Raw genomic sequence first — 24,020 nt, 5'->3', positions numbered from 1 at the left:
GCGCACTCGAAGTCGTAGGTTGACGCCATGTCCACCGCCACCGCCGCCCCGGCCGAGCCGGAGGCGCTGTCGATCTCGCAGGTCGCCGCCGTCACCGGTCTCACCGTGCACACCCTGCGCTACTACGAGCGCGCCGGGCTCATGCTCGACCCGGTCGAGCGCGCCTCGTCGCAGCACCGCCGCTACCGGCCGGCCGACGTCGGCTGGGTCGACTTCCTCACCAAGCTCCGCGCGACCGGGATGCCGATCGCGCGGATCCGCGAGTACGCCCGGCTCCTCCGGATCGGGCCCGCCACGGAGCCGGAGCGCCTCGCGCTGCTCCGGACGCACCGCGATGAGGTCGAGGCACAGCTCGCCCGGACACACGCCAGCCTCGCCGCGATCGACATCAAGATCGCGGCGTACCAGGAGAGGACCACCCACTGATGAAGACGATCACCCTCGGATCCGACGTCGCCGCCCTCGAGGTCTCGCGCCTCGGGCTCGGCGCGATGGGCATGTCGGCGTTCTACACCGGCGCCGGCACCGACGACGCGGAGTCGATCCGCACCGTGCACCGCGCCCTCGAGCTCGGCGTCACGTTCCTCGACACCGCCGAGATCTACGGCCCGTACACCAACGAGGAGCTGCTCGGCCGCGCGCTGGCAGGCCGCCGCGACGAGGTGGTGCTGGCGAGCAAGTTCGGCATGATCCGCCACCGCGGCGACGGGGGCCGCGGACTCGACGGCTCCCCGGAGAACCTGCGGCTCGCCGTCGGGGGCTCGCTCGCGCGCCTCGGCACCGACCGCATCGACCTCTACTACCAGCACCGCATGGACCCGGGCGTCCCGGTCGAGGAGACCGCCGGGGCCTTCGCGGAGCTGATCCAGGAGGGCAAGCTCCGCGGCTACGGCCTCTCGGAGGCGGCGCCCGCGACGATCCGGCGCGCTCACGCCGTGCACCCGGTCACCGCTGTGCAGTCCGAGTACTCGCTGTGGACCCGCGACCCCGAGGCGGAGGTGCTGCCGGTCCTCCGCGAGCTCGGCATCGGCTTCGTCCCGTACTCGCCGCTGGGCCGCGGCTTCCTCACGGGCAGCATCCGCTCGGTCGCCGAGCTGGGCAGCGACGACTTCCGCCGCGACAACCCCCGCTTCGCCGACGGAGCGCTGGAGGCGAACCTCCGCATCGTGGAGGCCGTCGACCGTGTGGCGGCAGAGGCGGACGCGACCGCCGCGCAGGTGGCGCTCGCCTGGCTGCTCGCCCAGGGCGAGGACATCGCTCCGATCCCGGGCACCAAGCGCGTCTCGCGCATCGAGGAGAACGCGGCCGCGGACGCCCTCGTGCTGACCGCGGAGCAGCTCGACGTCCTCGGCTCGCTCGAGGCCCCCGTCGGCGACCGCTACGCCGACATGAGCTCCGTGAACCGCTGACCGCCCTGCGGGACGCCGCTCGCCGCGCGCACCCCGGGTGCGGCCGTGCGAGCGGCGTCCTCGCAGGAGTCAGTCCCGCGGCGGCAGCTCCCGCTTCGGGGTGTCCCGCAGGTCGATGAGACCTGTGAACATCGCCCCCCGCTCGTTCGAGCGCTCGTCGCCCGAGAACAGGTTGTCCGGGGCGGAGGACCCGTGCCGGCGCGGGGTCGCGGCGCGAGCGGGCTCCCGCTCCATCTCGACGCGCTGACGCGGCAGGGCGACGGGGTCGTTCTCGTGCAGCCACGAGACGAGCCGCTCGCGCACGTAGCAGCGCAGGTCGAAGAGCGTCGGCGCGTCCTTCGCGGTGACGAGCACCCGGATCCGGACGAAGCCGCCCGTCGCGTCGGTCACCTGCAGCACGCTGGTGCGCCGGTCCCAGAGGTCCGTCTCCTCGAGCATGCGGTGCAGCTCGTCGCGCATCTGCTCGGGGCTCACCCGCCAGTCCAGGTCGAGCTCGACGGCGCCGAGCAGCTCGGACCCGGTGCGGGTCCAGTTCTGGAACGGCTGGGTCGTGAAGTAGTTCGTGGGCAGCACCAGGCGGCGGTCGTCCCAGAGGTGGACGACGACATAGGTCAGCGTGATCTCCTCGATCCGCCCCCACTCGGTCTCGACGATCACCACGTCGTCCAGGCGGATGGCGTCACTGAAGGCGAGCTGCATCCCGGCGAAGATGTTCGTGAGGCTCGACTGCGCGGCCAGGCCCGCCACGATCGAGAGCACGCCGGCCGAGGCCAGGAGGCTCGCACCGGCCGTACGGGCCTCGGGGAAGGTCAGCAGCGAGGCGCCAATCGCGATGACCACGACGGCCGCCACGGCGACCCTCCGGATGATCGTCATCTGCGTGCGGAGGCGGCGTGCCCGGCGGTTGTCGGCCGTGTCGGTCCGGTAGCGCTCGGCGCCCAGGTCCTCGAGGAACACGAACAGGGATCCGATCACCCACGCCGCCGCGCCGATCGTGGCGATCTGGAACACCCGCTGCACGAGACCCGGCCAGGGGTCGCCCGACACGGTGGCGGCGAGCGCGGCCCAGACCGCGATGGTCATCAGCAGCACGCGGAACGGGATGCGCAGACGCCGGATCAGCAGGCGCGCCCAGGTCTTGCGCTTGCCGACCGAGCGCAGCACGAGGGCGACGACGGCGGTCGCGACCACGGCGATCACGACCGCGATCACCACGGCGAGCGCGATCGAGCCGATCACGGGGAGGACGTCTTCGGGCACATCGGTCCTTTCTGGAGGGGAAACGGAAGCGAACGGAGATCCTGCCACGCGAACGGGGGTCGGTCCGCATTCTGCGCCGGACACCGTGCGGATGCTCAGGCGCCTGTTGGCGTCGGCGGACGGAGACGTCGACCTCGCCTGGAGCACCGTCGCCCGGACCTTCACGCGGACGGGCATCACCCTGAGCCTGACCGCCGCCGCAGACGACCAGGCCCGGGCCTTAGACGCGCTCGACGTCGGGATCGGCTCCACGAGCGCCGGCTTCCGCGGAGTCCTGCCGCTGCTCGACCCGTCGACCGCCGCACCCTCCAGCGAGTGAGCACGGGCCGGCGCTCCCCCCGCGGGCGCTCCGAGGAGGTCGGGAACGGACTCGGACCGGGAACGACGAAGCCCCGCACCTCACGAGGAGGTGCGGGGCTGGTGGTGCACCCCCTCGGACTTGAACCGAGAACCCACTGATTAAGAGTCAGTTGCTCTGCCGATTGAGCTAGAGGTGCGTTCCGGCCGGCTGATCGTGCGTGCCGAACCGAGGGATCACATTACCAGCGTCTCCCCCCGTCTCGTCAAATCGAGCGCGACGGAACGCCCGCGGCAGCGATCGGAGGCTCCGCGGGACCCACCGGTATCGTGGTCGCGTGACCCCGCAGAGCAGTGACCAGAGCTTCGACGACGACCTCCGACTCGCCCTCCGCCTGGCGGACGCGGCCGATGCGATCTCGCGGGAGCGGTTCGGCGCGCTCGACCTCGTCGTGGACACGAAGCTCGACCGCACCCCGGTCACCGACGCCGACCGCGCCGTCGAGGAGGCGATCCGCGCGCTGCTCGCCGCCGAGCGTCCGGACGACGCGATCCTCGGTGAGGAGTTCGGCACCTCGGGCGAGGCCTCGCGGCAGTGGATCCTCGACCCGATCGACGGCACCGCCCACTTCCTCCGCGGCGTCCCGATCTGGGCGACCCTGATCGCGCTCGCGGTCGACGGCGTCCCCGTCGTCGGAGTCGTCTCCGCTCCCGCTCTCGGCACGCGCTGGTGGGCGGCCGAGGGCTCCGGCGCCTGGGCCGTCGAGCTGGAGGCCGGGGCCGAGCCGCGACCGCTGCGCGTCTCGGGGATCGACACGCTCGCCTCGGCGACCTTCAGCTACAACAGCATTCAGCAGTGGGAGGGCGCGGGCCGTCTCCCGCAGCTGCTCGAGCTCGCCGGCGCCGTCTGGCGCGACCGGGCGTACGGGGACGCGTGGCCCTACATGCTCGTCGCCGAGGGTCTCCTCGACGGTGCGGGCGAGTTCGACGTGAAGCCCTACGACCTGGCGGCCCTGGTGCCGATCGTGCAGGAGGCGGGCGGCCGCTTCACCTCCGCCGACGGGGAGGACGGGCCGTGGCACGGCAGCGCCGTCGCCACCAACGGCCTGCTGCACGACGAGGTGCTCGCGATCGTGGCGCCGCGATGAGGAGCCGGACGGCCGCGCTCGCCTCGGCGGCGCTCCTCCTGCTCCTCTCGGGCTGCTCCTCCGTCGTCGGGCCGGACGGCCCGGAGGCCGTGCGTGACGAGGGCGGCACGGTGGCGACCGCCGGCGTCACCGACGTGTTCTCGCTGCGGCGCGGCGACTGCCTGGCCGACCCGGGCGACGACCGCATCGCCGACGTGGACGTCGTCCCGTGCGCCGAGGAGCACGCACTGGAGGTCTTCCACACGTTCGCGCAGCCCGGAGACCGCTACTCCAGCCGCAACACGCTGCTCGCCCAGGCCGAGGCGGGCTGCGAGCCGGAGTTCGGCGCCGTGATGGGGATCGCCTACGGCGACTCCGCCCTCGAGTACCGCTCGCTCGTCCCCTCCGAGGTCGGCTGGCGCCATGGAGACCGCACGATCGTCTGCGCGGTCCTCGATCCGGCCGACGACTCCACCACCGGCAGCCTCTTCGGCTCCGCTCGCTGACCACGGCTCCGATCGACCCCCGTTCGGCTCATTGACACGCGCTCCGTCGGAGCGCAGGGTGAAGGGACGAACGGCAGGCGCGAGGGGGCGCGGAGACCGGCGGCTCAGGAGTCGACATGCAGGACCGGCACGACCAGGAACCCCCCGAGCGCTCGCGCACGGCCGAGCAGCACTGGGGACCGGCGGACAGCCTGTTCCCGAGGCTCCACCGGCAGAGCTCCCTGCTCGCCGCGGCGGAGGCGGTCGCGCAGATCGACGGGCCCGGCCCGGGCGACGTCTGGTCGCGGCTCCTGCACGACTACGCCCACGCCTCCGACCGCGTCGTCTCGGTGGACGGCGACGACGAGGCCGCCACGCTCGGCTGGCTGAAGCCGCGCGGTGTGGTCTCGCTGCTGGTCACCGAGCGGTGCGACGACGACGACGCCGCCGAGCACCTGGTGGCCGCGCTCGCCGCGATGAACGCCGTGACCCTCTCCGTGCACGAGGCGCGAGCAGCACGGCTCCGTCCTCTGCTGGACGTGCTGCACCGGCTCCTGCCCGACGCGTTCGCCGAGCTGCCGGTGGACCGCAGCGCCCACTACCCGGCCGGCACCGCCGTCGCCGTGCTGGCGCCGGGCGTGCTCTACCGGGACTGGGCCCCGCCGCAGGCTCTCGCCGGCCCGGCGCACAACGACGACGACCGGCTGGCGATGCTCACCCTCTACGGGCGGATCAGACAGCTCGACGTGCGACCGTCGTGAGGGCGGCGGAGCGGAGCTCCCAGTGTGCGACGACGACCGGTGGTGGAGATGGGGGGAATCGAACCCCCGTCCATCGCTGTGATTCTGCGCCTTCTACGGGTGTAGCCGATGAGAGCGTTCTGCTCGGCCCCGACCGTTACCATCGGCGCATCGGTCGACGGGCCCAGCCCGAGTGCAAGTCCCGCGTCGCCCTCAGGCGTAACGACGCAGCAAGTCCTCTAGATGACGCCAGGATCCGGGGCGAGGACGCACCCACGGGCTGACGGACTATCTACTCTGGCTTAGGCAGCGAGAGCGAAGTCGGTGCGCTTCTGTTCGGCACCTGTGTTTTCCAGGGATCGTTGACGAGATGACCCTGGATCCTCGACCCGCTTCTCGCAGTTTCGCAGGCAATGTCGAAACCGATCATCCCCGCGAGCACTCGACGGCCCGGAGGCCGCTGGAGTGGGTCGTTCGTCGCACACTGTGGAGTTACGGGTCCTAGTCTACCTCAGCTCCGCGGGCGGTCACCCGGCGGCGGCGCAGATCGAGCAGACCCAGCACGAGCGCGAGCGCGATCAGCCCGAGGGTGACGAAGTAGCCGTTGCGGAAGGCGTCGTGGTACCGGTCCAGCCCCTCCGCCATCCCCTGCTCGCTCGCCAGGGTCGCGAAGAAGACGGCGGAGGCGCAGGCGGTGCCGACCGCGGTGCCCACGCGCTGGCCGAGCTGGCCCACGGAGCCCGCCACGCCGCCCTGCGCCGGCGGGATCTCGGCGAGGGTGAGCGTCTGGTTCGGCGACACGACGAAGCCGCCTCCGGCCCCGGCGACGAGCATCGCGGCACCCATGCCGTAGGCGGCGGTCTCGGCCGGGAGGAGCTCGGCGGCGAGCAGCACGAGCGTGAAGCCGATGACCACGAGCACGATGCCGAGCACCACCAGTGCGCGGCCGTAGCGCTGCACGAGCTTGCCGCCGTACCAGGCGGTCACCGCCGAGGTCAGCGCGAACGGGATGCTCACCATGCCGGCGAACACCGGCTCGAGGCCGAGCCCCTGCTGGAGGAAGAGCGTGGTGAGGAGGAAGGTCGCCGGGATCGCGGCGAAGTAGGAGGTCGCGACCAGGATGCCGTTGCGATAGGAGCTGGTCCGGAAGATGCGGAAGTCGATGACGGGCGTCCGCCCCGACGCGGCGTAGTGCGCCTCCCAGCGCACGAAGACGGCGGCGGCGGCCGCGGCGAGCACCAGCCAGAACCAGCGGTAGGGCGAGTCCGAGGAGGAGCCCGTGGTCAGCAGGAACGGCAGCATGAACGCGAAGATCGCGACCGCCAGCAGGAGCAGGCCGACCGGGTCGAGGGACCGGTCTCCCTCGGGCCGCGAGCGCTTCTTCGGGATGAGCTTCCAGGCGAAGACCAGCGCGGCGACGCCCAGCGGGATGTTCATCCAGAACAGCAGGCGCCAGCCGTCCTGCTCGCCGCCGATCGCGATCAGGAGGCCGCCGAGGGTCGGGCCGAAGGCGGTCGACAGGCCGATGGTCGCGCCGAAGACCCCGAAGGCCCGGGCCCGCTCGGCGCCGGTGAACATCTGCTGCACCAGCCCGAGGACCTGGGGCATCTGGATGCCCGCGGCGACGCCCTGCAGGAAGCGCGCGACGACGAGCAGCTCGATCGACGGCGCGAGCGCGCAGAGCAGGCTCGTCACCGTGAACGCGGTCAGCCCGATGAGGAACAGCAGGCGGCGCGAGCGGATGTCGCCCAGCCGACCGGCCGGCACGAGCGCCAGTCCGAAGGCGAGCGCGTAGCCCGCGACGATCAGCTGCAGCTGGCTCGCGTCCGCTCCGAGCGAGCGCTCGATCGACGGCAGGCCGACGTTGACCTTCGAGAGGTCGAGGATCGTGATGGCCGCGACTCCGACGCTCACCGCGAAGGCGCGCCACCGCGTCTTCTCGTCGGCGGCGCTCAGGGCGGCGGGGGCGCTGTTCTCGGGGGAGGTCACGCGCCCCAGTCTCCCAAACCACGGGGCGCGAAGAAGAGGCTTGCGCGGCACCCGTCGGACAGTGCCCGCCGGGGCCTACTCGCCGAGGCGGCGGCGGGTCGACATCGCACGGTCCGCCTCGCGGCGGTCCTGGCGCTCTCGGAGGACCTGGCGCTTGTCGTAGTCCTTCTTGCCCTTGGCCACGGCAAGCTCGACCTTGGCCTTGCCGTCGCTGAAGTACAGCGAGAGCGGGATCAGCGTGTACCCGCCCTCCTTCACCTTGTTGTGGATCTTGAGGATCTGCGCCTTGTGCAGCAGCAGCTTGCGCTTGCGGCGCGGCGGGTGGTTCGTCCAGGTGCCCTGGGCCCACTCGTTGATGTGGACGGCGTCGAGCCACGCCTCTCCCCCGTCGACGAACGCGTAGCCGTCGACCAGCGAGGCTCGGCCGGCCCGGAGGGACTTCACCTCGGTGCCGGTGAGCACGAGGCCCGCCTCGTAGGTGTCCTCGATGAGGTAGTCGTGGCGCGCCTTGCGGTTGGTCGCGACGACCTTCTGTCCCTGTTCTCTGGGCACGGCTGCTCCTCGGGTCGCGAGCGGATGAAGGGGGCGGGCATCGTCGGGGCGATGCACCGGTGGGCCGCCCCGAACGGGACAGCCCACCAGTATACGTCCGGTCCGGGATCAGACCCGCAGGTACCGCGCGATCGCGACGTTCGCCGAGACGGCGGCCAGGACGATGCCGACCACGATCAGGATCGGCACGACGATCAGAGCGTCGTCGAGTCCCACGAAGGAGGTCAGCGGGATCCGGTACGCCAGGAACCCCTGCACGAAGACCTGCACGATGGCGACCACCGCGACTCCCGCGAGGATCGAGCCGACCAGCGCGGCGAAGACCCCCTCGAGGATGAACGGGGTCTGGATGAACCTGTTCGAGGCCCCCACGAGCCGCATGATGCCCAGCTCCCGTCTCCGCGAGAACGCCGAGAGGCGGATCGTGGTGGCGATGAGCAGCACGGCCGCGACGAGCATCAGGACGGCGATGCCGATCGCTGTGTAGCTCGCCGCGTTGAGGATCGAGAAGATCTGGTCGAGGTACTGCCGCTGGTCGGTGACGCTCTCGACTCCCGAGACGCTCGACAGGCTCTCCACGATGACGTCCGACTGGGTCGGGTCCTTCAGATTGATCCAGAAGGTCTGGTTGAGCAGGTCGGGAGTGACGTACTCGGCGACCGGGTTGCCCGCGAACTGCTCCTGGAAGTTCGCGTAGGCCTGGTCGTGGTCCTCGAAGTAGGAGCGGTCGATGTACGGCGCGAGCGTGGCGCCCTCGAGCTGGCCCTGCACCGCGTCGATCTGCTCGGCGGTGGCGTCGGAGCCGCTGCAGTTCGAGCCGCCGGAGGTGGCGGTGCACATGTACACCGCGACCTGCGCCTTGTCGTACCAGAAGTTCTTCATCTGGCCGATCTGCATCTGGAGCAGGATCGCCGTGCCGACGAAGGTGAGGGAGATGAAGGTCACCAGGATCACCGAGACGACCATGGAGACGTTGCGCCGGAGGCCGCTGGCGACCTCCGACCAGATCAGTGCGAATCTCACTTGACGGGTCCTACGTTCTGCTGGTCGTCGCCGGTCTCGTCGCCCTCGCCCGCGTGGGCGCGGAGGCCGAGGCGCGCGGCGAGCGACTCCTCGGGCAGGGCGCCGGTGTCGGCGGGGAGGAAGATCGGACCGGTCTGGCTCTGCAGCTCGACGACGCGCGGGGCGGCGGCGGGCTCGGCGGCCGGCTCCGGCTCGCGCTCCGGCTCGACGGCGGCGGAGCGGCGGCCCTCGGGGACGCGGGGCTGGGCGGCGGTCTGCGAGAGGCGGGCCGGCTCGGGCGGCGGGGCCGGGGCCTCCTGGCGCAGGTCGATCTCGGGGACCTCGGCGGGCGCGAGCTCGCTGTCGATGATCGCCGGGGGCGCGGGCTGCTCGGCGACCGCGTGGTCGTCGGCCGCCACGACCACGACGCCGTCGTGGACGACGGTGATGCTCTCGGTCTGGCCGTAGCCGCCCTGGCTCTCGTCGCGGACGATGCTGCCGGCCGAGAGCTCGATGACGCGGCGCTTCATCTGGTCGACGATGCCGGCCTCGTGGGTCGCCATGATCACGGTCGTGCCGCCCGCGTTGATCCGCTCGAGCAGCGCCATGATGCCGGCGCTCGTGGTCGGGTCGAGGTTGCCCGTGGGCTCGTCGGCCAGCAGGACGGCCGGCTTGTTGACGACGGCGCGGGCGATCGCGACGCGCTGCTGCTCGCCGCCGGAGAGCTCGTGGGGCAGGCGCGACGCCTTGCCCGCGAGGCCCACCATCTTGAGCGTGTCCGGGACGGCCTCCTGGATGTAGCCCTTCGACTTGCCGATCACCTGGAGGCTGAACGCGACGTTGTCGAAGACCGACTTGTTCGGCAGCAGCCGGAAGTCCTGGAACACGACGCCCATGTTGCGGCGGAAGTACGGGACCTTGCGGCTCGAGATCTTGCCGAGGTTCTGCCCGAGCACGTGGATCGACCCGGAGGAGGGGCGCTCCTCCTTGAGGATCAGGCGGAGGCAGCTCGACTTGCCGGAGCCGGAGGCGCCGACGAGGAAGACGAACTCGCCCCGGAGGATCTCGAGATCGATGGCGTTGAGGGCGGGTCTCGTGCCGCCCCGATACTGCTTGGAGACGTTGTCGAAGCGAATCATGTCGGTACGAGGGTAAGCGACGATCCCGAAGAGTCCGCCGAGGGGGCGCGCGGCGCGTCGGTGGGGACGCGCCCGCGCCGCGCTAGGAGGACTTCCGCCAGCGGATCCCGGCGGCGATGAAGCCGTCCAGGTCGCCGTCGAACACGTGCGAGGGGTTGCCGACCTCGTGGTCGGTGCGCAGGTCCTTCACCATCTGGTACGGAGCGAGGACGTAGCTGCGCATCTGGTCGCCCCAGCTCGCGGTGATGGTGCCGGCGAGCTCCTTCTTGGTGGCCGCCTCCTGCTCCTTCTGCAGCAGCAGGAGCCGCGACTGGAGCACGCGCATCGCCGCGGCGCGGTTCTGGATCTGGCTCTTCTCGTTCTGCATCGACACGACGGTGCCGGTGGGCAGGTGGGTGAGGCGCACCGCGGAGTCGGTGGTGTTCACCGACTGGCCGCCGGGGCCGGAGGAGCGGAAGACGTCCACGCGGATGTCGTTGTCCGGGATCTCGATCGCCCCGGCCTCCTCCATCAGCGGGATGACCTCGACCGCGGCGAAGGAGGTCTGGCGCTTGCCCGCGGCGCCGAAGGGGCTCATCCGCACGAGGCGGTGGGTGCCGGCCTCGACCGAGAGCGTGCCGAAGGCGTAGGGGGCGTCGATCTGGAAGGTGGCCGACTTGATGCCCGCCTCCTCCGCGTAGCTGGCGTCCATGACGGTCGCCGCGTACTTGTGCTTCTCGGCCCAGCGGAGGTACATGCGCATGAGCATCTCGGCGAAGTCGGAGGCGTCGACGCCGCCCGCTCCCGCGCGGATGGTGACCACGGCGGGGCGGTCGTCGTACTCGCCGTCGAGCAGGGTCTGCACCTCGAGCTCGCCCATGACCTTCTGGAGGGAGGAGAGCTCGGCGATCGCCTCCTGCTCGGACTCGGCGTCCTCGGCCTCGTTCGCCATCTCGACGAGCACCTCGAGGTCGTCCAGGCGCCGGTCGATCGCGGTGATCCGCGCGAGCTCGGACTGGCGGTGGCTGAGGGCGCTGGTCACCTTCTGCGCGTTGGCCGTGTCGTCCCACAGGTCGGGGGCGCCGGCCTGCTCGCTGAGCTCGGCGATCTTCGAGCGGAGACCGTCCACGTCGATGACGGCGCGGATGTCGGCGAAGGTGGAGCGGAGAGCAGTGATCTGCTCGGTGAAGTCGTTGTCCAGCATGGTGCGTCCAGACTACCGGGGGCCGGGGGCCGCCCTCCGGGCCGGGCGTACCCTGGGGACGGTGACCAGTACCGCTCCGCGCCCCTTCCCCGTCGGGCCGCTGCTGCTGTCGACCTTCCTCCCCACCCTCCTCTTCTCCATCGGCGAGGGGGCGATCATCCCCCTCCTGCCGGCCGCGGCCGGCGACCTCGGCGCGACGCTGGCCCTGGCGGGCCTCGTGGCGGGGATGATCATGATCGGCGAGCTGGCGGGCGACATCCCCAGCGGCTGGATCGTCTCCCGGATCGGCGAGCGCGGCGCCATGCTCGGAGCCTCGGCCGCGTCGATCCTCGGGCTCGTGGTGTGCCTGCTCTCGACGTCGTGGGTCGGGCTGACGATCGGCGTCTTCGTGATCGGCCTCGCGACCGCGGTCTTCGCGCTGGCGCGCCACGCGTTCATGACGTCGTTCGTCCCGATCACGCACCGCGCCCGCGCGCTCAGCGCCCTCGCCGGGGCGTTCCGCGCCGGCTGGCTGATCGGCCCGTTCCTGGCGGCCGGGGTGGTGCACCTCACCGGCTCCGTCGAGTCCGTCTTCTGGGTGCACATCGTCTGCTGCGTGGCGGCGGTCGTGGTCCTGCTGCTCGTGCCCGACCCCGCGACGGTGCTGCGGCGGGCGCAGGCCGCGGCCGACCGCGCCGCTCCGGAGGACGTGGTCGCCGCGGAGGCGTCGGCGACCGTCCCGGAATCGCCGCAGTCGCTGCTCGGGACGCTGCGCGAGCACCGCGGGGTCCTCGCTCGGATGGGGACCGGCGCCGCCGTGATCGGGGCGCTGCGGGCGAGTCGGACGCTGATCCTCCCCCTCTGGGCGGTGAGCATCGGGCTCGCCGAGACCGACACCGCGATCGTCATCGGCATCGCCGGCGCGCTCGACTTCGCCCTCTTCTACGCCGGCGGCCAGCTGATGGACCGCTTCGGCCGGGGCGCCACCGCGATCCCCTCGATGATCGGCCTCGGGCTCGGCCACCTCGCCCTCGCCGCCTCGGTGCTCGCCCTCGATCCGGTGCCCTGGTTCGTCGCCGTGGCCTGCGTGCTCGCGGCCGCGAACGGCATCGGCTCCGGGATCCTGATGACCATCGGCGCCGATCTCGCGCCCCCCGCCGATCCGGCCCCGTTCCTCGGCGCGTTCCGCTTCACCGGCGACGCGGGCAACGCCGCCGCCCCGATCGTCGTGTCGGCGCTCACCGCCCTGATCTCCCTCCCCTTCGCCGCCGTCGTGATGGGGGTGCTCGGTCTGGGCGGAGCGGGGGCGCTCGCCCGCTGGATCCCGCGGTACCTCCCCCGGGCGGCCTCCCGCGGCTGAGGCGCGGGGCCCTCCTCCTACACTGGAGCCCGCACGCGGGAGTGGTGGAATGGCAGACACGCAGGATTTAGGTTCCTGTGCCGAGAGGCGTGAGGGTTCGAGTCCCTCCTTCCGCACGGGATCGGCCGGTACGCTGAGCGCGCTCGCGTGACCGCCGACCGGCCACCGGCCCCCGTCGACTGGAGATCCGTTGAATCACGCCGCCCTCGTCCCCTGGCTCGATCCGGAGACGATCCTGACCTCGTTCGGCCCCTGGGGTGTGCTCGTGGTCTGCCTCATCGTGTTCGCCGAGACCGGACTGCTGATCGGCTTCCTCTTCCCGGGCGACACGCTGCTGATCATCACGGGCCTGCTGGCGCACGAGAACGCGTCGAACGGCGGCCTCGGCGTCCCGATCTGGGTCATCTGCCTGGCCGTCGGGTTCTCGGCCTTCGTCGGCGGCGAGGTCGGCTACCTGATCGGGCACAAGGCCGGCCCGCGCATCTTCGAGCGCAAGGAGTCCGGCTTCTTCAGCATCGAGAACGTGAAGCGGACCAACGCGTTCTTCGAGCGCTTCGGCGGCCTCGCCGTGATCCTCGCGCGCTTCGTGCCGATCGTCCGCACCTTCGCGCCGATCGCGGCCGGCGTGGCCCACATGAACTACCGCAAGTACAGCCTCTACAACCTCATCGGCGCCCTGATCTGGGGCAGCGGGGTCACCCTGATCGGGTGGCTGCTCGCCTTCATCCCGCCGGTCGCCGACTTCGTCTCGCACTACATCGACGTGATCCTGATCGGCGCGGTCGTGCTCGCGCTGGTGCCGACGCTGTTCCACTTCTTCCAGCAGCAGCGCAAGGCGAAGCTCGCCGCCGACCCCGAGACCGACTCGACCGAGTCGGCCGCCTACGTGCTCGACGCCGACACGCTGGACGACAAGCACCCGAAGTCCTGACCTCCGCCTCCGCGAGACGCCACTCCGGCACGCGGCACGCCGACAGGCGTGCACCGGAGTGACATCCCGCCGGCTCAGAGCCGGGCGGACAAGGCGGCGAGCTCGGCGCGCAGCGCGGTGAAGGCGCGGGCGCGGTGGCTCCGGGCGTTCTTCTGCTCGGGAGCGAGCTCGGCCGCCGTGAGCGCCCCGGCCTCGGGGACGAACACCGGGTCGTAGCCGTGGCCGTTCGCACCGCGCGGGGCCGTCGCGATCGCGCCGTCCCAGCGGCCCTCGACCACCGTCTCCTGACCGCCGGGGAGCACGGTGTCCGGCACCACGAGGGCGATGGTGCAGCTGAAGTGCGCACCGCGGTGCTCCGCCTTCACGTCGTGCAGCTGCGCCAGGAGGAGCTCGAGGTTGGCCGTCGCGTCGTGCGCGCGTCCCGACCAGCGGGCCGAGAAGATGCCCGGCGCGCCGCCGAGGACGTCGACGCAGATCCCGGAGTCGTCCGCGAGCGCCACGTGGCCCGTGTGCGCCGCCGCCGCGCGCGCCTTGATCAGCGCGTTCTCGGCGAAGCTCACGCCGTCCTCGACGGGCTCGGGTCCGTCGTAGGCGCGGACGCCGACTCCGGGGAGCGCGCCGGCCAGCATGGCGCGGAACTCCTCCACCTTGCCCGCGTTGTGCGTGGCGAGGACGAGGTCCAGGCTCACGCGCCGGGCTCCGCGGCGAGCGCTTCGGCCTGGATGCGGGCGAGGTCGGAGGCACCGGCGACCGCGAGGTCGAGCAGGGCGTCGAGCTCGCGGCGGTCGAACGGGGCCCCCTCGGCGGTGCCCTGCACCTCGACGAACAGGCCGCGTCCGGTGACAACGACGTTCATGTCGGTCTCGGCGCGCACGTCCTCGACGTAGGCCAGGTCGAGCATCGGCACGCCGTCGATGATGCCGACGGACACCGCCGAGAGGCTGTCGATCAGCGGCTGCGCCTTCTGCCCCACGTACTTCTTGCCCCGCGCCCACTCGATCGCGTCGGCCATCGCCACGTAGGCGCCGGTGATCGCCGCGGTGCGGGTGCCGCCGTCGGCCTGGAGGACGTCGCAGTCGATGACGAGGGTGTTCTCGCCGAGCGCCTTCGTGTCGACCACCGCGCGCAGGCTCCGGCCGATCAGCCGCGAGATCTCGTGCGTGCGCCCGCCGACCTTCCCCTTGACCGACTCGCGGTCCATACGGGAGTTGGTGGATCGGGGCAGCATCGCGTACTCGGCGGTGACCCAGCCCTTGCCCTTGCCCTGCAGCCAGCGCGGCACGCCGTTCGTGAAGGAGGCGGTGCAGAGCACCCTGGTGTTCCCGAACGAGACGAGCGCGGAGCCCTCCGCCTGGGTGCTCCAGCCGCGCTCGATCGTCACGGTGCGCAGCTCGTCGGGCGCCCGCCCGTCCTTGCGCGCGGCCTTCGATGCGGTGCTGTCGGTCACTCGGGTCTCCCTCGATCGTGCGGGAGCGCGGCCCGGTCGAGCTCGCGCAGGTTGATGGTGCCGGTCTCGACGAGGTCGACGCTCGAGACCTCCGGACCGAGGAAGCGGCGGGCGAGGCGGACGAAGTCGCTCGAGCCCGTCTCCTCCCACCGGTAGGTCGGAGGCGCGGCGGAGGTGCGCTGCAGGCCGTGCGCCACGAGGGTCCGGTAGACGTCGAGCGCGGTCTCCTCGGCGCTCGAGACGAGGCGGACGTCCGGCCCCATCACGTAGGCGATGGCACCGCGCAGCAGCGGGTAGTGCGTGCAGCCGAGGACGAGCGTGTCGACCCCCGCGGCCTTGAGCGGCGCGAGGTACTCCTCCGCCACCGCGAGCAGCTCGTCGCTCCAGGTGACGCCCGCCTCGACGAACTCGACGAAGCGCGGGCAGGCGGCGGTGAACAGCTGCAGGTCGGGCGCGGCGACGAAGGCGTCGTCGTAGGCGCGGGAGCGGATCGTCCCGACCGTGCCGATCACCCCGACGCGGCGGTTGCGGGTGTCGCGGACAGCGCTGCGGACGGCGGGCTGGATGACCTCGATCACCGGGATGCCGCGGCCGAGCGTGTAGCGCTCGCGGGCGTCGCGCATCATCGCGGCCGAGGCGGTGTTGCAGGCGATGACGAGCAGCTTGGCGCCCTGGTCGACCAGCGTGTCGAGGGTGTCGAGGGCGTAGGCGCGGACGTCGGCGAGCGGCTTGGGACCGTAGGGCGAGTGCGCGGTGTCGCCGAGGTAGACGATCGACTCGTTCTGCAGCTGGTCGATCACGGAGCGGGCGACGGTGAGCCCGCCGACTCCGGAGTCGAAGATGCCCAGCGGTGCGTCCGTCACGGAGGAACAGCCTACCCGCGCCCTGCGGCCCGGTCCCGGCCGCACGCCGTTCCCGGGCCCGGCGGCGTGCGCAAGCCCCGGCACCCGCGCCTGGGCCGCGCAGGGGCGGCCGTGGAACACTGAGCGGATGGACTCCACGGCCTTCCTCACCGACCGGTACGAGCTCACGATGGTCGAGGGCGCCCTCGGCAGCGGCACCGCCGATCGCCGCTGCATGTTCGAGGTGTTCGCCCGGAGCCTCCCGCCGGGACGCCGCTACGGCGTACTCGCGGGCACCGGCCGGCTCCTCGAGCTCATCTCGCGGTTCCGCTTCGGCGACGACGAGCTGTCCTGGCTCCGCGGGAACCGCGTCGTCGACTCCCGCACGCTGGACTGGCTCGCCGACTACCGCTTCCGGGGCGACGTCTGGGGCTACCGCGAGGGCGAGGTCTACCTCCCGGGCTCCCCCGTGCTCATCGTCGAGGCGCCCTTCGCCGACGGCGTGCTGCTGGAGACCCTGGTGCTCAGCGTCCTCAACCACGACAGCGCCGTGGCGAGCGCCGCCGCGCGGATGGTCTCGGCCGCCGACGGGCGACCGCTCGCCGAGATGGGCTCGCGCCGCGCCGGTGAGCGGTCCGCCGTCGCCGCGGCTCGCGCCGCCTACATCGCCGGATTCGGCGCCTCCTCGAACCTGGAGGCGGGCCGCAGCTTCGGCGTGCCCACGATGGGCACCTCCGCGCACTCCTTCACGCTCCTCCACGACTCGGAGGAGGAGGCCTTCCGCGCGCAGGTCGCCGCGCTCGGCCCCGGCACGACCCTCCTGGTGGACACCTACGACGTGACGGCCGCCGTCGACCTGGCGGTCCGCGTCGCCGGCACCGGCCTCGGCGCCGTGCGCATCGACTCCGGCGACCTCCCCCAGCAGGTGGCCGCCGTCCGGCAGCAGCTGGACGCGCTCGGCGCGACCGGCACGCGCATCACCGTCACCAACGACCTCGACGAGTACGGGATCGCCGCGCTCGCGGCCTCACCGGTCGACTCCTACGGCGTCGGCACCTCGGTGGCGACGGGCTCGGGCCACCCGACCGCGGGCATGGTCTACAAGCTTGTCGCGCACGAGGACGACGCGGGCGAATGGGTCGCGGTGGCGAAGAAGTCGGTCTCGAAGGCGTCGATCGGCGGGCGGAAGGCCGCCGGCCGTCTGCTCTCCGACGACGGGGTCGCCGAGGCCGAGGTCGTGCACGTGGGCGCCGGCCCCGAGGGCGCCGTCGGCGAGGACGAGCGGGCGCTGCTCGTCCCCCTGATCGAGGACGGGACGATCCGTCCCGAGCACCTCGGCATCGAGGGAGTGGCGGCAGCCCGCGCGCACCACGCGAACGCGGTCCTCGAGCTGCCGATCGACGCGCTCCGGCTCGGCCGCGGCGAGCCCGTCATCCCGACCCGCTACGAGTGAGCGGGGCGGGAGCTCACTTCATCTTCGCGTAGATCTCCTTGCAGGCCGGGCACACCGGGAACTTCTCCGGGTCGCGGCCCGGGAGCCACTTCTTGCCGCAGAGCGCGCGGACCGGCTTGCCGGTGATGGCGCTCTCGAGGATCTTGTCCTTCGGCACGTAGTGGGAGAAGCGCTCGTGGTCGCCCGGCTCGATGGACTCCTGGTTGAGGAGCTCCTCGAGCTCGCGGTCGAGCGTGGCGGTTCCTCCGCCTCCCTCGAGGGGGTCGGTGCTGCTGTTCTGGACGCGCGGAATCATGCCGACGATCCTACGCGCGGAGCCCGGGCCCGCGGCCGTGCGCTCCGGATCGGGCGGCGCTAGTAGCGGCTGGTGAACGCGACCAGCTCTGTCGCGCGGCGCTCGAACAGCCGGCCGCCGAGGAGCACGCCGAGGGCGAAGACGACCACGGCGCTGCCGAAGCCGACGAGCACGGCGTCGCCCGCCGCCTCCGGGTCGACGAACAGGGCCCGGACGCCGAGCACCACGGCCGGAGCCGAGAGGAGCAGCCCCAGGCCGAACGCGAGGGACTGCGGACCGGCGCCGCTGGCTCCGGGGGCCTGGGGCTGCGTGAACGCGCTGTCGCCCGGACGCGGAGCCGGATAGGCGAGCCGTGCCGAGAGGGCGCTGGCGACGCCGGCGGGGACGAGCAGGAGGCAGGTGTTCACCGCGAGCACGACGGGCAGCGCATCGGGGAGCCCCGAGGTCGCGCTGCTGATCAGCGAGCCGAGCACGACGACCGGCACGCCGAGCAGGAGGGTCGGGAAGGCGCGGCCGAGCCGGTCCGACCAGCCGCGGACGCCCGCGGCCACGTGGAGCCAGAACGCCGAGCCGTCGTAGGCGACGTCGTTGTGCAGGAACCAGCCGAGGAACAGCGCGATCAGCGGGACCGGGAGCAGCGAGAGCAGCGGGAAGGGGACGCCGACGACCGCGAGCAGCAGCAGGGCCGCGACCGGCAGCACCGGCACGGCGACGAGCGACGCCTGGTAGCGCGGATCCCGGAGCCAGTAGGTGATGCTGCGCGCCGCGATCGCGCCGGTCCGGGTCGAGCCGAGGACGTCGAACCAGCCCAGCCGGAGGCCGCGCGGCGGCCGGTGCGTGCGCTCGGGGCGCTCCGTCAGCAGGCGGACGACGAGCCACCAGAGCGCGCCCGCCGCGACGAGCGTCGCCAGGGCCAGCAGGAGCGGGCCGAGCGCGTCGCCGGTCCGGGCGGCCGGGGCGATCATCCACGCCGCGCCGAACGGAGTGGCCCCCATCGCCGCGCCCCAGCGCTCGAGCACCGGGGTGTCCCCCGCGTCGACCAGCGCGGCGGCGCCGAGGGCTGCGGGACCGCCCAGCATCAGCACCAGGCCGAGGACGGCCAGCAGCTCGCGGGCGGTCCGGGAGGGGACGAGGGCGGCGGAGGCGGCGAGGCCGATCCGCGCGAACAGCGAGGCCGTCGCCACCGCGAGGAGCGGGCCGACCACGGCGAAGGCGCCTGCGCCCGGGACGAGCGGCGCGCACGCGAGCCCGACCACCAGCAGGGCGAGCGTGGGGACCGAGACGAGGCCGGCCAGGGCGAGCGCCCCGGCGAGGCGGAGCGGCGGAAGGCCGAAGAGGCGGAACGCGCGCGGATCCATCGGGTCGAGCGGGCCGAGCAGGAAGGGCAGCACCAGGAAGCCGACGGAGACGAGTCCGCCGGCGGTCACGAGAGCGCCCGCCGCCGCGTCCGAGGAGCGCAGAGCGCCGATCGCCCCGATCAGCAGGGCCGTCACCGCGACGACCACGAGCACGCCCAGGACGGCGCCGGCCGAGCGCGCGGGCCCGGAGCGGAACGCGCCCAGGAGGACGTCGATCCTCAGCCGGAGAAGTCGTGCAGCCACTGCAGCCCCTCGGCGATCTGCTTGCCGCCCGCGAGCTCGAGGAAGCGCTCCTCCAGCGTCGCGGTGCCGGCGACCTCCGCGACCGTCCCGGAGGCGAGCACGCGCCCGCCGACGATCACGGCCACGTCGTCGCAGACGCGCTCGATGAAGTCGAGCCCGTGGCTGGACAGGACGACGGTGCCGCCGCCCTCGACGAAGCGGCGCAGCACGGTGATCACGGCGGCCGAGGAGACCGGGTCCACCGACTCGAACGGCTCGTCGAGGACCAGCACGCGCGGGGCGTGGATCATCGCCGCCGCGAGGGCGACCTTCTTCGCCATCCCCGCGGAGTAGTCCGAGATCAGGCGCTCCAGCGCGTCGGAGAGGCCGAGCGCCTCGGCCAGCTCGACCGTGCGCTGCTTCGCCGTGGCGAGGTCGATGCCGCGCAGCGCGGCGGAGTAGGCGAGGAACTGGGCGCCGGTGAGCCGGTCGAACAGCCGGAGGCGGTCGGGCAGGACCCCGATCAGCGGCTTCGCGGCCGACGGGTCCTTCCAGACGTCGACGCCGTGCACGAGGACGCGGCCGGTGTCGGGTCGCAGAAGGCCCGTCATCATCGAGAGCGTGGTGGTCTTGCCCGCGCCGTTCGGGCCGATGATCCCGTAGAAGGTCCCCGCGCGGACGGCCAGGTCGATGCGGTCGACCGCCACCGTCCTCCCGAAGGTCCGGGTCAGCTGGTGCAGCTCGAAGACGACGGGCGAGGCGCCGTCCGGATCCGCGGCACCCTCAGCGGGCTCGGCGTTCGTCACGGACGTCATCCGGCTACGGTACCAACTCGCCCGCGGGCCCCCGGCGCCCGCGCCGACACCCGGCGACACGGCGAGAGGTCAACCACCCTGGCCCCGGGGGGCGTGAACTGTACACTAGGTCCCTACCCGAGGAGTCGATCAGATCGAGACGCAGCGGTTAATTCGAGGAGAACACACGATGATGCACACAGGTTCGACGAGCAGCAGCCCCGCCACCGTCGTCATCCTCGCCGCAGGGATGGGCAGCCGGCTCGGCCGCTCCCTCCCCAAGCCGCTCACGCCGCTCAGCGACGGGCGCACGATCATGCAGCAGCAGTTCGACAACATCCACCACGCCTTCGGCACGAAGGTCCCGGTGAGCATCGTCGTCGGCTACAAGCTCGAGCACATCATCGAGGCCTTCCCCTCGGCGACGTTCGTCTACAACGAGCAGTACGACCAGACCAACACCTCCAAGAGCCTCCTCCGCGCGCTGCAGGCGAGCGGGCAGGGCGGCGTGCTCTGGATGAACGGCGACGTCGTCTTCGACCCGCGCATCCTCGACCGGGCGGCCGCGCTGATCGCGAAGGACGTCTCCTTCGTCACCGTCAACACCTCGAAGGTGTCGGACGAGGAGGTCAAGTACACGACGAGCGCCGAGGGCTTCATCCAGGAGCTCTCCAAGACGGTGCGCGGCGGCCTCGGCGAGGCGGTCGGGATCAACTACGTGTCCGCCTCCGACAAGGCCGCGCTGGTGCGCCAGCTCGCCCGGGTCGACGCCCAGGACTACTTCGAGCGTGGCATAGAGTTGGCGATCGAGCAGGACCGCCTGCTCGTCGAGCCGATGGACATCTCCGACCTCTACGCCGTCGAGGTGGACTTCGCCGAGGACCTCGAGCGCGCGAACCTCTTCGTCTGACGCTCCCGGCTCCTCCCCCGGCTCGAGCGGAGCCGACGGGAGGAGTCGCGCAGTGAGCACGGCCGACACCCTCGCGACCGAGACGGCCCTGCGCCACCGGCGCTCCCGGGCCTGGCGCTACCGCCACTCCCTCTGGCTGCTCACCAGGCGCGACCTCACCGTCCGGTACGCCACGAGCGCGCTCGGCTACGTCTGGTCGGTTCTCGACCCGCTCGTGATGTCGGGCATCTACTTCTTCGTCTTCACCGTCGTCTTCCAGCGGACCGTCGGCGAGGACCCGTACATCGTCTTCCTGCTCGCAGGCCTGCTGCCGTGGATGTGGTTCAACCAGGCGACCTCCGACGCGACCCGCGCGTTCCTCCGTGAGGCGAAGCTGGTGCGGTCGACGTCGATCCCGCGGACCATCTGGGTCGGGCGGATCGTGCTCTCGAAGGGCATCGAGTTCGTGGCGAGCCTGCCGGTGCTGGTGCTCTTCGCCGTGATCGCCGGCGCGCACCTGACCTGGGCGGCGCTGCTGTTCCCCGTGGCGATCCTGCTGCAGGCGGTGCTCACGCTCGGCGTGGGTCTGCTGGTGGCCCCGCTCGTGGTGTTCTTCCGCGATCTGGAGCGGGCCGTGAAGCTCGTGCTCCGGTTCCTCTTCTACGCGTCGCCGATCATCTACTCCACGGCCAACCTGCCGGAGCAGATCCGGCCGCTCGCGGCGCTCAACCCGCTCAGCGGGATCTTCGCCCTCTACCGCTCCGCGTTCTTCGAGAGCGAGCTCGACGTCCCGCTCATCCTCGCCTCCGCGGGCATCTCGGTGCTCGTGCTGGCGCTGGGCCTCGTCGTCTTCCGCCGCTCCGAGCGCGCGGTGCTGAAGGAGCTGTGATGGCCGACGCCCCGGTGGTCATCGAGTGCCGCGGCCTCGGGATCCGCTTCCGCCGCAACCGGCGGGGCCGCCGCTCCTTCAAGGACCTCTTCGCCGGCCGCTCCCGCCGCTCGCGGCCCGGCGAGTTCTGGGCGCTGCGCGGGCTCGACGTGCAGGTGCGGGCGGGCGAGGCGATCGGTGTCGTCGGCCGGAACGGTCAGGGCAAGTCGACGCTGCTCAAGCTCGTCGCCGGCGTGGTGCTGCCGGACGAGGGCGCGGTGGAGGTGCGCGGGGGCGTCGCTCCGCTCATCGAGATCACCGGCGGCTTCGTGGCCGACCTGAGCGTCCGCGAGAACGTCTACCTGACCGCGGGTCTCCACGGGATGTCCAAGCGCGAGGTCGACGCGCGCTTCGACTCGATCATCGAGTTCGCCGAGATCGGCGACTTCCTCGACACCCCCTACAAGCACCTCTCGAGCGGGATGAAGGTGCGCATCGCCTTCTCCGTCGTGTCGCGGCTCGAGGAGCCGATCATCCTGGTGGACGAGGTGCTCGCGGTCGGCGACAGGGCGTTCCGCGAGAAGTGCTACGCGCGGATCGAGGAGCTGCTCGCCTCCGGCCGCACCCTCTTCTTCGTCTCGCACAATGAGCGCGACCTCCGCCGCTTCTGCACGCGCGGCCTCTACCTGGACAAGGGCCGCCTGGTGCTGGACGCGCCGATCGAGGAGGTGCTCGCGCGTTACGCTGAGGACTACGCGCCGACACCGCGGAGCAGCACGGCGCCGGCCGAGGGCCCGCCCGTCCAGGGCACCGTCTCCGACGACTGACCCCTCCCGCACGCGGCGCCCGAGGACGCAGGAGTGCACGACATGGCCCAGAAGGACCGCAAGCGCGAGCGCGCCGTGGAGAGGGCCGGCGAGGTGGAGCAGGCCGACGGCTCCGAGAACGCTCAGCTGGCGAAGCTGCTCGACCGGCTCCTCGCGGTGCAGCGCCCGGCCGTGCTGGCGAACATCCGCCTGCTGCGGCGCCGGCGTCCCGGGGCGACTCCGGAGCAGATCATCACGTCGCTCGAGCGGCAGTACCTCTCGAGCGTGGCCGCGGGAGGCGCGGCGATCGGGGCGACCGCCGTCGTCCCCGGCATCGGCACGGCCGCCTCGGTGGCTCTCTCCGGCGCGGGAGCCGCAGGGTTCCTGGAGGCGAGCGCGCTCTTCGCGCAGTCGGTGACGGAGGTGCACGGGATCCCGCTCGAGGACCCGGACCGCGCGCGGGCCCTCGTGCTCACGCTGATGATGGGCTCCTCCGGCAGCGAGATGGTGCGCCAGGTGGCCGGGCAGGCCGTCGGCGGGGGCAGCGGCCTCAACCAGTACTGGGGCTCCGTGGTCACGAAGGGCCTGCCGTCCTTCCTCGTGGGCGAGCTGGCGGACCGCGCGAAGAAGTCCTTCGCCAAGCACTTCCTCGCCCAGCAGGGCGCGGGCCTGGTCGGCCGGGCGATGCCGTTCGGGATCGGAGCGGCACTGGGCGGCGTCGGCAACGCGATGCTCGGCCGCAAGGTGATCCACAGCGCGCGCGATGCGTTCGGGCCGGCACCGCAGGCGTTCGGCAACACCCTCGTGCTCGAGCCGACCCGCGCCGAGCGGAAGGCGCTGGCCGCCGCGCCGGCCGAGCCGCTGGCGCTGTTCGTCCGCGACTACGGCGGAACGGGCGAGCGGACGGCGCTCCTCCTCCACGGCCTCGGCTCCGACTCCCGGATCTGGTACGCCCTGGTCCCGACGCTGCACGAGCACGGCTACCGCGTGGTGGCCCCCGATCTCGCCGGTCACGGCGGCTCGCCGGCATCGCCCGTGTACTCGCCGGAGCGCTGGGCGTCGGACGTCCGCGCCTCGGTGCTGCAGACCCCCGACCTCGTCATCGGCCACGGCCTCGGCGCCGTCGTCGCCGCCCGGCTCGCCCGCGAGTACGGCGCCGACCGGCTCGTCCTGCTCGACCCCGCGTTCTCGGACGCCCGGGGACTGGCGGGCGCGCTCCACCGCGGCGGCTCGGTCGCGCACGTCGAGAAGGGCGACGCCGACTCCCTCCGCCACCGCCACCCGATCTGGACGGACGAGCAGATCGAGCTCGACGTGTCGGCCCACGCGCTCTGGGAGCAGGACTCCGCCGTCGGGCTGACGGCACGGGGTGCGGCCGAGGCCCCCGAGACGTTCCCCGTGGCGACGCTCGCCGTGATGCCGGAGGACCCGCTGGGCCACGGCTCGCTGGGCGGCGTCCTCGCCGGCCGCGGCGTCGAGGTGCGGACCGTGCCGGGGGGCGGGGCCTCGATCCTCCGCGAGGACCGCGCGGCGCTGATCGCGGCGCTGGAGGACCGGATCTAGCTCAGGATCTGCTCCAGCTCAGGGCCTGCT

25 protein-coding genes, 2 tRNA genes and 1 other RNA gene are annotated in these 24,020 nt (G+C 72.3%); 14 read left to right on the top strand and 14 right to left on the bottom strand.

All coding sequences use genetic code 11. The annotated features are described in order from the left end of the window. Window positions 1-27 precede the first annotated feature (27 nt). Window positions 28-426: a MerR family transcriptional regulator gene (locus C5C30_RS06135; RefSeq protein ID WP_104333368.1), complete on the top strand. Its 399-nt coding sequence runs from the start codon at window positions 28-30 to the stop codon at window positions 424-426. Beyond that, the gene (locus tag C5C30_RS06130; protein ID WP_104333367.1) at window positions 426-1,409 is read left to right on the top strand and encodes an aldo/keto reductase; all 984 of its coding nucleotides are present in this window, start codon (window positions 426-428) and stop codon (window positions 1,407-1,409) included. The genes C5C30_RS06135 and C5C30_RS06130 overlap by 1 nt, the downstream gene beginning before the upstream one ends. 69 nt (window positions 1,410-1,478) lie before the next feature. Here the strand turns inward: C5C30_RS06130 and C5C30_RS06125 are convergent, their stop codons facing one another. Continuing rightward, complete coding sequence (locus C5C30_RS06125) at window positions 1,479-2,669, bottom strand: mechanosensitive ion channel family protein (RefSeq protein WP_258065817.1); 1,191 nt, start codon at window positions 2,667-2,669, stop codon at window positions 1,479-1,481. A gap of 91 nt (window positions 2,670-2,760) precedes the next feature. Between C5C30_RS06125 and C5C30_RS17610 the strand changes: the two genes are divergently transcribed. After that, window positions 2,761-2,988, top strand: coding sequence for a hypothetical protein (locus C5C30_RS17610; protein WP_181131484.1), 228 nt, complete (start codon window positions 2,761-2,763; stop codon window positions 2,986-2,988). 102 nt (window positions 2,989-3,090) lie between these two features. Here the strand turns inward: C5C30_RS17610 and C5C30_RS06115 are convergent. Beyond that, a tRNA-Lys gene (locus C5C30_RS06115) sits at window positions 3,091-3,166 on the bottom strand. Between the two features lie 138 nt (window positions 3,167-3,304). Here C5C30_RS06115 and C5C30_RS06110 point away from each other — a divergent pair. The 3 genes from C5C30_RS06110 to C5C30_RS06100 all read left to right on the top strand — a co-directional run bounded on the left by C5C30_RS06110 (window position 3,305) and on the right by C5C30_RS06100 (window position 5,339). Continuing rightward, window positions 3,305-4,114: an inositol monophosphatase family protein gene (locus C5C30_RS06110; protein ID WP_104223554.1), complete on the top strand. Its 810-nt coding sequence runs from the start codon at window positions 3,305-3,307 to the stop codon at window positions 4,112-4,114. Beyond that, window positions 4,111-4,599: a septum formation family protein gene (locus C5C30_RS06105; protein ID WP_104223555.1), complete on the top strand. Its 489-nt coding sequence runs from the start codon at window positions 4,111-4,113 to the stop codon at window positions 4,597-4,599. The genes C5C30_RS06110 and C5C30_RS06105 overlap by 4 nt, the downstream gene beginning before the upstream one ends. Before the next feature lie 116 nt (window positions 4,600-4,715). Next, window positions 4,716-5,339, top strand: coding sequence for a hypothetical protein (locus tag C5C30_RS06100; RefSeq protein ID WP_104333364.1), 624 nt, complete (start codon window positions 4,716-4,718; stop codon window positions 5,337-5,339). Between the two features lie 40 nt (window positions 5,340-5,379). On the opposite strand, the gene ssrA is transcribed toward C5C30_RS06100, so the two are convergent. The 6 genes from ssrA to prfB all read right to left on the bottom strand — a co-directional run bounded on the left by ssrA (window position 5,380) and on the right by prfB (window position 11,183). Continuing rightward, window positions 5,380-5,752: a transfer-messenger RNA gene (gene ssrA / locus C5C30_RS06095) on the bottom strand. A 67-nt stretch (window positions 5,753-5,819) separates the two neighbouring features. Beyond that, window positions 5,820-7,307 carry an MFS transporter gene (locus tag C5C30_RS06090; RefSeq protein WP_104223557.1) on the bottom strand — a complete coding sequence of 496 codons (1,488 nt, stop codon included), beginning with the start codon at window positions 7,305-7,307 and terminating at the stop codon, window positions 5,820-5,822. A gap of 75 nt (window positions 7,308-7,382) precedes the next feature. Further along, window positions 7,383-7,859, bottom strand: coding sequence for an SsrA-binding protein SmpB (gene smpB / locus C5C30_RS06085; protein WP_104223558.1), 477 nt, complete (start codon window positions 7,857-7,859; stop codon window positions 7,383-7,385). 108 nt (window positions 7,860-7,967) lie between these two features. Further along, window positions 7,968-8,882, bottom strand: a complete 915-nt coding sequence (gene ftsX, locus C5C30_RS06080; protein ID WP_104223559.1) for a permease-like cell division protein FtsX — start codon at window positions 8,880-8,882, stop codon at window positions 7,968-7,970. Beyond that, entirely contained in the window at window positions 8,879-10,000 is a 1,122-nt protein-coding gene (gene ftsE, locus C5C30_RS06075) for a cell division ATP-binding protein FtsE (protein ID WP_104233202.1), read from the bottom strand. The genes ftsX and ftsE overlap by 4 nt, the downstream gene beginning before the upstream one ends. A gap of 82 nt (window positions 10,001-10,082) precedes the next feature. Beyond that, window positions 10,083-11,183 (bottom strand): peptide chain release factor 2, encoded by a 1,101-nt coding sequence (prfB, locus tag C5C30_RS06070; protein WP_104226967.1) that lies wholly within the window; start codon window positions 11,181-11,183, stop codon window positions 10,083-10,085. A gap of 61 nt (window positions 11,184-11,244) precedes the next feature. Between prfB and C5C30_RS06065 the strand changes: the two genes are divergently transcribed. The 3 genes from C5C30_RS06065 (at window position 11,245) to C5C30_RS06055 (ending at window position 13,453) form a co-directional block, all read left to right on the top strand. Then, on the top strand, window positions 11,245-12,522 hold the full coding sequence (locus C5C30_RS06065) for an MFS transporter (RefSeq protein WP_258065816.1): 1,278 nt from the start codon (window positions 11,245-11,247) through the stop codon (window positions 12,520-12,522). Window positions 12,523-12,557: 35 nt separating this feature from the next. After that, a tRNA-Leu gene (locus C5C30_RS06060) sits at window positions 12,558-12,638 on the top strand. Window positions 12,639-12,712: 74 nt separating this feature from the next. Continuing rightward, window positions 12,713-13,453, top strand: coding sequence for a DedA family protein (locus C5C30_RS06055; protein WP_104223563.1), 741 nt, complete (start codon window positions 12,713-12,715; stop codon window positions 13,451-13,453). Between the two features lie 74 nt (window positions 13,454-13,527). Here C5C30_RS06055 and rdgB read toward each other — a convergent pair whose 3' ends face one another. From rdgB to murI, 3 genes are read right to left on the bottom strand one after another with little or no spacing between them, the layout of a single operon-like run. Next, window positions 13,528-14,142, bottom strand: coding sequence for an RdgB/HAM1 family non-canonical purine NTP pyrophosphatase (gene rdgB, locus C5C30_RS06050; RefSeq protein ID WP_104333362.1), 615 nt, complete (start codon window positions 14,140-14,142; stop codon window positions 13,528-13,530). Then, window positions 14,139-14,900 carry a ribonuclease PH gene (gene rph, locus C5C30_RS06045; RefSeq protein WP_104233199.1) on the bottom strand — a complete coding sequence of 254 codons (762 nt, stop codon included), beginning with the start codon at window positions 14,898-14,900 and terminating at the stop codon, window positions 14,139-14,141. The genes rdgB and rph overlap by 4 nt, the downstream gene beginning before the upstream one ends. Continuing rightward, window positions 14,897-15,763, bottom strand: a complete 867-nt coding sequence (gene murI, locus C5C30_RS06040; RefSeq protein WP_104223566.1) for a glutamate racemase — start codon at window positions 15,761-15,763, stop codon at window positions 14,897-14,899. Before murI ends, rph begins: the two co-directional genes overlap by 4 nt. A 127-nt stretch (window positions 15,764-15,890) precedes the next feature. Between murI and C5C30_RS06035 the strand changes: the two genes are divergently transcribed. Continuing rightward, a complete protein-coding gene (locus C5C30_RS06035) occupies window positions 15,891-17,195 on the top strand; it encodes a nicotinate phosphoribosyltransferase (protein WP_104261189.1) in 1,305 nt (434 codons plus the stop codon). 13 nt (window positions 17,196-17,208) lie between these two features. Here C5C30_RS06035 and C5C30_RS06030 read toward each other — a convergent pair whose 3' ends face one another. From C5C30_RS06030 to C5C30_RS06020, 3 genes are read right to left on the bottom strand one after another with little or no spacing between them, the layout of a single operon-like run. Beyond that, window positions 17,209-17,490, bottom strand: a complete 282-nt coding sequence (locus C5C30_RS06030; protein ID WP_104223568.1) for a DUF3039 domain-containing protein — start codon at window positions 17,488-17,490, stop codon at window positions 17,209-17,211. Between the two features lie 59 nt (window positions 17,491-17,549). Further along, window positions 17,550-19,091, bottom strand: a complete 1,542-nt coding sequence (locus C5C30_RS06025; protein WP_104333361.1) for an ABC transporter permease — start codon at window positions 19,089-19,091, stop codon at window positions 17,550-17,552. Continuing rightward, window positions 19,067-19,885 carry an ABC transporter ATP-binding protein gene (locus C5C30_RS06020; protein ID WP_104223570.1) on the bottom strand — a complete coding sequence of 273 codons (819 nt, stop codon included), beginning with the start codon at window positions 19,883-19,885 and terminating at the stop codon, window positions 19,067-19,069. Before C5C30_RS06020 ends, C5C30_RS06025 begins: the two co-directional genes overlap by 25 nt. A 172-nt stretch (window positions 19,886-20,057) precedes the next feature. Here C5C30_RS06020 and C5C30_RS06015 point away from each other — a divergent pair, with 172 nt between their 5' ends. Genes C5C30_RS06015 through C5C30_RS06000 form a run of 4 tightly spaced genes read left to right on the top strand, consistent with a single transcriptional unit; the run spans window position 20,058 to window position 23,990 of the window. Beyond that, complete coding sequence (locus C5C30_RS06015) at window positions 20,058-20,774, top strand: NTP transferase domain-containing protein (RefSeq protein ID WP_104226983.1); 717 nt, start codon at window positions 20,058-20,060, stop codon at window positions 20,772-20,774. 52 nt (window positions 20,775-20,826) lie between these two features. After that, complete coding sequence (locus tag C5C30_RS06010; RefSeq protein WP_374953048.1) at window positions 20,827-21,642, top strand: ABC transporter permease; 816 nt, start codon at window positions 20,827-20,829, stop codon at window positions 21,640-21,642. Continuing rightward, a complete protein-coding gene (locus tag C5C30_RS06005; RefSeq protein WP_104223571.1) occupies window positions 21,642-22,448 on the top strand; it encodes an ABC transporter ATP-binding protein in 807 nt (268 codons plus the stop codon). The genes C5C30_RS06010 and C5C30_RS06005 overlap by 1 nt, the downstream gene beginning before the upstream one ends. A gap of 42 nt (window positions 22,449-22,490) precedes the next feature. Further along, window positions 22,491-23,990 (top strand): alpha/beta fold hydrolase, encoded by a 1,500-nt coding sequence (locus tag C5C30_RS06000; RefSeq protein WP_104333360.1) that lies wholly within the window; start codon window positions 22,491-22,493, stop codon window positions 23,988-23,990. Window positions 23,991-24,020 lie beyond the last annotated feature (30 nt).

This window comes from Rathayibacter sp. AY2B5, from assembly GCF_002931645.1.
GTDB lineage: Bacteria > Actinomycetota > Actinomycetes > Actinomycetales > Microbacteriaceae > Rathayibacter.
Note: the sequence above shows the minus strand (reverse complement) of the source record. Positions and strands in the feature narration are given on the sequence as shown.